Below are 6,457 nucleotides of genomic sequence, written 5' to 3' on the forward strand. Positions count from 1 at the left end.
ATCTATGTTATTTCACACAAAAATTTTGTTATTTAATTAAATAAGCGCTAAGTTATCTTCAACAGAAAAACAATTATAAAAAAAACGAAAGAAAAACAGGAAATAAGAAAGGGCTGTCAAGAAAATTTCATTGACAAAGCTTTCATACCCCTGTATAATAGCTTTTGTTGCTTAGGAGTGATAATTATGAAGTGGTCTTTGTTAGAATTAAATAAATACAAAGAAGAGCCGCTAGTGTTTTCAGAAACATTGCATCTTAAAGAAGAGCTTCTTCAACGAGATGATACCTTGTTGGATGTAAGTCCAATCAAAGTAGAAGGCTTATTAGCAGTCAATAAATCAGAATATTTACTTCATTACACTATTCAGGTAACTGTAACCGTTCCTTCATCCCGTTCTTTAGAACCTGTGGCTTTGCCAATGCAAATCACGGTCGATGAAGTCTTTATGACAAAAGAACAAATGGATACAAGAGATGAACGATTTGCAGCTGAAGAGATTATTTTATTGGACAAGCCAACAATTGATTTAGATGAATCTGTCGAAGACAACATTCTATTGTCCATTCCAATTCAAGTGCTTACAGAAGAAGAACAAAACAGTCAAGAAATGCCAAGTGGCAATGACTGGGAAGTGATTTCAGAAGAAGCATATTTGGAAAGTAAGCAGAAAGCAGCAGAACAAACAGTGGATCCTCGTCTGGCTAAACTATCAGAATTACTCAGCGATAATGCTGAAGAGGAAGATAACAGCTAGGTTGGAATATATTGTGTATGTAAATACACGCATCTTTACAAGGAGGTGGAACAACAATGGCAGTACCAGCTAGAAGAACTTCTAAAGCGAAAAAAGCAAAACGTCGCACACACTACAAATTAACAATCAAAGGCTTAAATGCATGCTCAAACTGTGGTGAAATGAAAAAAAGCCATCACGTATGTCCAGCATGTGGTCACTACGATGGAAAAGACGTAATGTCTAAAGAAGCATAAGCATAAAAACATTTTTTGAAATGTTGAATCCCCTAGGCTAACCATGGAGCCTAGGGGATTTGTATTTTTTTAAGAAAATATGAAGAAATTGGAAATTTATTGGCACTATATTGTTTTCATATGAAAGATAGTGCGTTATAATAGTGAGGATTATAAGAGAATGCTCATAGAATTTTCGTTGATTATAATATAGGAGGTCATAAAATGACAAAACAACAATTTGGCGTAGTCGGCATGGCTGTCATGGGGAAAAATCTTGCTTTAAACATTGAAAGCAGAGGCTATACAGTTGCGCTGTATAACCGTACAGGATCAAAAACAACAGAAGTGGTTGAAGAACATCCTGACAAAAACTTTCAAGCAACATACTCAATTGAGGAATTTGTGAATGCAATTGAAAAACCTCGTCGAATTATGTTGATGGTTAAAGCTGGACCTGCAACAGATGCGACAATCCAAGAATTGTTACCACACCTTGATAAAGGCGACATCTTAATTGATGGCGGTAATACGTTCTTCAAAGACACAATGCGACGTAATGAAGAACTAGCAAACTCAGGAATTAACTTTATTGGTACTGGCGTTTCTGGCGGAGAAGAAGGAGCCTTGAAAGGACCATCTATCATGCCTGGCGGACAAAAAGAAGCATATGAGTTAGTTGCGCCAATTCTTGAAAAAATTTCAGCTAAAGCAGAAGACGGTGAACCATGTGTGACTTACATTGGCCCAAATGGTGCTGGACATTATGTAAAAATGGTTCATAATGGGATTGAATATGGGGACATGCAATTAATTGCTGAATCCTACGATTTAATGAAACAAATCTTAGGTTTATCTGTTGATGAAATGGCAGAGATTTTCAAAGAATGGAACGAAGGCGAATTAGACAGTTACCTTATCGAGATCACGGCTGACATTTTGACACGTAAAGATGATGAAGGAACCGACCAACCAATCGTTGATGTTATTCTTGATGCAGCAGGCAACAAAGGAACAGGTAAATGGACAAGCCAAAGTGCGTTAGATCTTGGCGTACCATTACCATTAATTACAGAATCAGTATTTGCACGTTTTATTTCGGCTTACAAAGAAGAACGCGTAAAAGCAAGTGGCATTTTATCAAAACCTGCAGCCTTTAACTTTGCAGGCGATAAAAAAGAATTGATTGAAAAAATTCGCGAAGCATTATACTTTAGTAAATTAATGAGTTATGCGCAAGGGTTTGCACAACTCCGTGCAGCTTCTGAAGAATACGGATGGGATTTACCATTTGGTGAAATTGCAAAAATCTGGCGAGCAGGTTGTATTATCCGTGCACAATTCTTACAAAAAATTACCGATGCATATGAAAAAAATCCAGCACTTGAAAACTTGTTGTTAGATGAATACTTTGTAGAAATTACGAAAAAATATCAACAAGCCGTTCGTGAAGTTGTTGCGATTGCTGTTCAAGCAGGTGTTCCTGTACCAACATTCTCATCTGCAATTGCTTATTACGATTCTTATCGTTCAGATCGCTTACCAGCGAATTTAATTCAAGCACAACGTGATTACTTCGGTGCTCATACGTACGAACGCACAGACAAAGAAGGAATCTACCATTACAGCTGGTACAACGAAGAATAAACACGCTGGAGACCATGAGTGTGGCTCACCATGCTCATGGTTTTACTGTGGCTTAAAAAAGAACCAGACAGATTGAGTAGTAATTCTCTAATAAGTAGTAAGGAATAAAAAGGTTGAGCTTGAGTATAGCTTTTAAAGAGAAAGGACAATTAATCAAATGAGCAACATTTTAATTATTGAAGATGAAAAGAACTTAGCGAGATTCGTTGAGCTTGAATTAAAACATGAGGGGTATACGACAGAAGTACACTACAATGGTCGTACAGGATTGGAAGCCGCTCTTAACAACGAATGGGATGCTATCCTTCTTGATTTGATGTTACCAGAATTAAATGGATTAGAAGTATGTCGCCGTGTTCGCCAAGTGAAAAATACACCAATTATTATGATGACTGCACGTGATTCAGTAATTGACCGTGTTTCTGGCTTAGACCATGGAGCGGATGATTATATTGTTAAACCATTTGCAATTGAAGAATTGTTAGCTCGTTTACGTGCGTTACTTCGTCGTATTGATATTGAGGGCGATAAAAACGTTGCAAAACAAACAACGATTACATATCGTGACTTAACAATTGAAAAAGAAAATCGTGTCGTTCGTCGTAATTCTGAAATGATTGAATTAACAAAACGCGAATACGAATTACTATTAACGCTAATGGAAAACGTGAATGTTGTCTTGGCACGTGATGTGTTACTAAATAAAGTTTGGGGCTATGAAACAGAAGTAGAAACAAACGTTGTGGATGTGTATATCCGCTACTTACGAAATAAAATTGACGTACCTGGAGAAGAAAGCTACATCCAAACTGTCCGTGGAACTGGCTACGTTATGCGTTCGTGAGAACTAATTAATGAAAAGAACGATTAAAAAAGAACTGGAAGGCCCATCTTTAACTATAAAGTGGGCTTTCGCAAGTTCTTTCTTTATATTTGTAGTTTTTACCATTTTTGCGGTGATTACCTATAAGTCTTCTGTCAGTCTTATTGTTGCCAAAGAAAAGGAAAATGTCGAAGCAACGATTGCAGAAGTAACAAATCGATTAGCTAATGCCAATGAAAATTTAACGGTAACAGACGTTTTTGACTATTTAAAAACGCCGAGTGAAAGAGATGAAAACTACTATAATAAGCATACAGCAGTAGAAGGTTCGTTTATGGAAATGGACAGTTTCATATCTGAACTAGGACAACCAGAACTTTATTTATCTGTGTATGACACAAACCAAAAGCTAGTTTTTAAAACACAAAATGAATATGATAAGTTATTACAATTGGATCGACAATTACCTGTTGTTCGAACCGTTTTTGATAAAACCGGTTTTTATTCCGTGGAACCTATTTTTTCAAAAGAAACACGAGAAAAGATTGGCTATATTCAAGCGTTTTATGAACTTTCTTCTTTTTATGAAATTCGTAATCATTTATTATTAACACTTGTAGTTTTAGAAGTGATTTCTCTGATTGTAAGTAGTGTCTTAGGCTTTATCCTCTCTTCTTATTTCTTAAAACCATTAAAAGTATTGAGAGACACGATGGATACAATCCGCAAAGACCCGCAATCAGATGTCCACATGCCGGAGATTAATACGAGAGATGAGTTAGCAGATATCTCGGAAATCTTTAATGAAATGTTAGATCGTATGAGACGCTATATCGAACAACAAGAGCAGTTTGTTGAAGATGTTTCCCATGAATTAAGAACGCCCGTTGCGATTATGGAAGGCCATTTAAACCTTTTAAATCGTTGGGGGAAAGACGATCCTGAAATTTTAGATGAATCATTAAAGGCCAGTTTACAAGAAATTAGTCGTATGAAGAGTTTGGTCCAAGAAATGCTTGACCTTTCACGCGCTGAACAAGTGGACACCCAATATGCAAATGAACGAACAGATGCTAAACAAGTAGTCTACCAAGTATTTAATAACTTCCAATTGGTTTATCCTGAGTTTCATATCACATTAGATGACGATTTACCAACCGAAGTTGAACTGAAAATCTATCGTAATCACTTTGAACAATTGCTAATTATTCTATTAGATAATGCGATTAAATATTCAACAGATCGAAAAGAAGTGCATATTTCCATTTCTCGAACGATGAATGAATTTGAAATAGCTGTGCAAGATTTTGGTGAAGGAATCACTGAAGAAGACTTGGAGAAAATATTTGATCGATTCTATCGAGTAGATAAAGCCCGTGCAAGAAATAAAGGCGGTAATGGCTTAGGACTATCAATTGCAAAACAATTAGTCGAAAACTATAAAGGACGTATTGATGCAGAAAGCGTATTGCATCAAGGAACGATCTTTAGAATTTTTATTCCAATCGCTGGAATAAAAGAAGAGAGCAACGTACAATAAAGTACGTTGCTTTTTTTACGAATGATTAACGAACATTTCAGTAAGAGAAAAGGGATTATAAGATAAAGAAACGAATGTTTTCTTTGCAGAAAATATTCATCGTTCGAAATTGAAAAAAATGTTATTTTTCTGCAAAATAATAGTTGCGTTTTAGAAAAATCCTTGGTATATTAATATCTGTTCTGACAAACAGTTCGTTAAGAAAAAAGTTTTAAAAAGTTAAAAATTTTTCTTGACGAAAAGATAAATAACATGTTAGAATAACAAAGTCGTTAAAGAGATTGCTTTTAAATCAATCGTTTGATCAAAAAAACTTGTTATAAAATAACAAAAAAGTTTTAAAAAGTTGTTGACAAACAACTGAGATAATGATAAGATATAGAAGTTGTCACAACAGACGGCAACGACCGAGCGAAACAACTTAAAAAAACTTTTTCAAAAAAGTTCTTGACATTCAAATGAAAGTTTGTTATGATATAAAAGTTGCTGCGAGGTAACGTAGACCTTTGAAAACTGAACAAAGAATAGACGAACCAAATGTGTAGGGCGTCTTGATTCAATTCAAGACAACAAACATTTTTAACAAGCAAGCAATATGCTAGCAAACAAATTGAGCTTAACAATCGCAAGGTTGTTCTAACTTTTATTATGAGAGTTTGATCCTGGCTCAGGACGAACGCTGGCGGCGTGCCTAATACATGCAAGTCGAACGCTTCTTTCCTCCCGAGTGCTTGCACTCGATTGGAAAGAGGAGTGGCGGACGGGTGAGTAACACGTGGGTAACCTACCCATCAGAGGGGGATAACACTTGGAAACAGGTGCTAATACCGCATAACAGTTTATGCCGCATGGCATAAGAGTGAAAGGCGCTTTCGGGTGTCGCTGATGGATGGACCCGCGGTGCATTAGCTAGTTGGTGAGGTAACGGCTCACCAAGGCCACGATGCATAGCCGACCTGAGAGGGTGATCGGCCACACTGGGACTGAGACACGGCCCAGACTCCTACGGGAGGCAGCAGTAGGGAATCTTCGGCAATGGACGAAAGTCTGACCGAGCAACGCCGCGTGAGTGAAGAAGGTTTTCGGATCGTAAAACTCTGTTGTTAGAGAAGAACAAGGACGTTAGTAACTGAACGTCCCCTGACGGTATCTAACCAGAAAGCCACGGCTAACTACGTGCCAGCAGCCGCGGTAATACGTAGGTGGCAAGCGTTGTCCGGATTTATTGGGCGTAAAGCGAGCGCAGGCGGTTTCTTAAGTCTGATGTGAAAGCCCCCGGCTCAACCGGGGAGGGTCATTGGAAACTGGGAGACTTGAGTGCAGAAGAGGAGAGTGGAATTCCATGTGTAGCGGTGAAATGCGTAGATATATGGAGGAACACCAGTGGCGAAGGCGGCTCTCTGGTCTGTAACTGACGCTGAGGCTCGAAAGCGTGGGGAGCAAACAGGATTAGATACCCTGGTAGTCCACGCCGTA

General features: G+C 37.8%; 5 protein-coding genes and 1 rRNA gene (1 of these 6 running past the window's edge). All 6 read left to right on the top strand.

From position 1 onward, the window contains the following. Positions 1-186: 186 nt before the first annotated feature. On the top strand, positions 187-756 hold the full coding sequence (locus IGL13_RS04045) for a YceD family protein (protein ID WP_002363429.1): 570 nt from the start codon (positions 187-189) through the stop codon (positions 754-756). Positions 757-812: 56 nt separating this feature from the next. Further along, a complete protein-coding gene (gene rpmF / locus IGL13_RS04050; protein WP_002355952.1) occupies positions 813-992 on the top strand; it encodes a 50S ribosomal protein L32 in 180 nt (59 codons plus the stop codon). Between the two features lie 204 nt (positions 993-1,196). After that, on the top strand, positions 1,197-2,618 hold the full coding sequence (gndA, locus tag IGL13_RS04055; RefSeq protein WP_002355953.1) for an NADP-dependent phosphogluconate dehydrogenase: 1,422 nt from the start codon (positions 1,197-1,199) through the stop codon (positions 2,616-2,618). A gap of 157 nt (positions 2,619-2,775) precedes the next feature. Next, entirely contained in the window at positions 2,776-3,462 is a 687-nt protein-coding gene (locus IGL13_RS04060) for a response regulator transcription factor (RefSeq protein WP_002355954.1), read from the top strand. A gap of 10 nt (positions 3,463-3,472) precedes the next feature. Next, the gene (locus IGL13_RS04065) at positions 3,473-4,981 is read left to right on the top strand and encodes a HAMP domain-containing sensor histidine kinase (RefSeq protein WP_002363430.1); all 1,509 of its coding nucleotides are present in this window, start codon (positions 3,473-3,475) and stop codon (positions 4,979-4,981) included. Between the two features lie 644 nt (positions 4,982-5,625). After that, positions 5,626-6,457: ribosomal RNA gene (locus tag IGL13_RS04070) — 16S ribosomal RNA — on the top strand (it continues 729 nt past the right edge of the window).

Origin of the sequence: Enterococcus sp. DIV1937 (genome assembly GCF_050535975.1) — a bacterium.
GTDB classification, from domain to species: Bacteria; Bacillota; Bacilli; order Lactobacillales; family Enterococcaceae; genus Enterococcus; species Enterococcus faecalis.

What these genes read in the sequence shown, in the direction of transcription:
- IGL13_RS04045 (WP_002363429.1), top strand. Translation starts at nt 187, where the DNA reads ATGAAGTGGTCTTTGTTAGAATTAAATAAATACAAAGAAGAGCCGCTA.
- rpmF (WP_002355952.1), top strand. Translation starts at nt 813, where the DNA reads ATGGCAGTACCAGCTAGAAGAACTTCTAAAGCGAAAAAAGCAAAACGT.
- gndA (WP_002355953.1), top strand. Translation starts at nt 1,197, where the DNA reads ATGACAAAACAACAATTTGGCGTAGTCGGCATGGCTGTCATGGGGAAA.
- IGL13_RS04060 (WP_002355954.1), top strand. Translation starts at nt 2,776, where the DNA reads ATGAGCAACATTTTAATTATTGAAGATGAAAAGAACTTAGCGAGATTC.
- IGL13_RS04065 (WP_002363430.1), top strand. Translation starts at nt 3,473, where the DNA reads ATGAAAAGAACGATTAAAAAAGAACTGGAAGGCCCATCTTTAACTATA.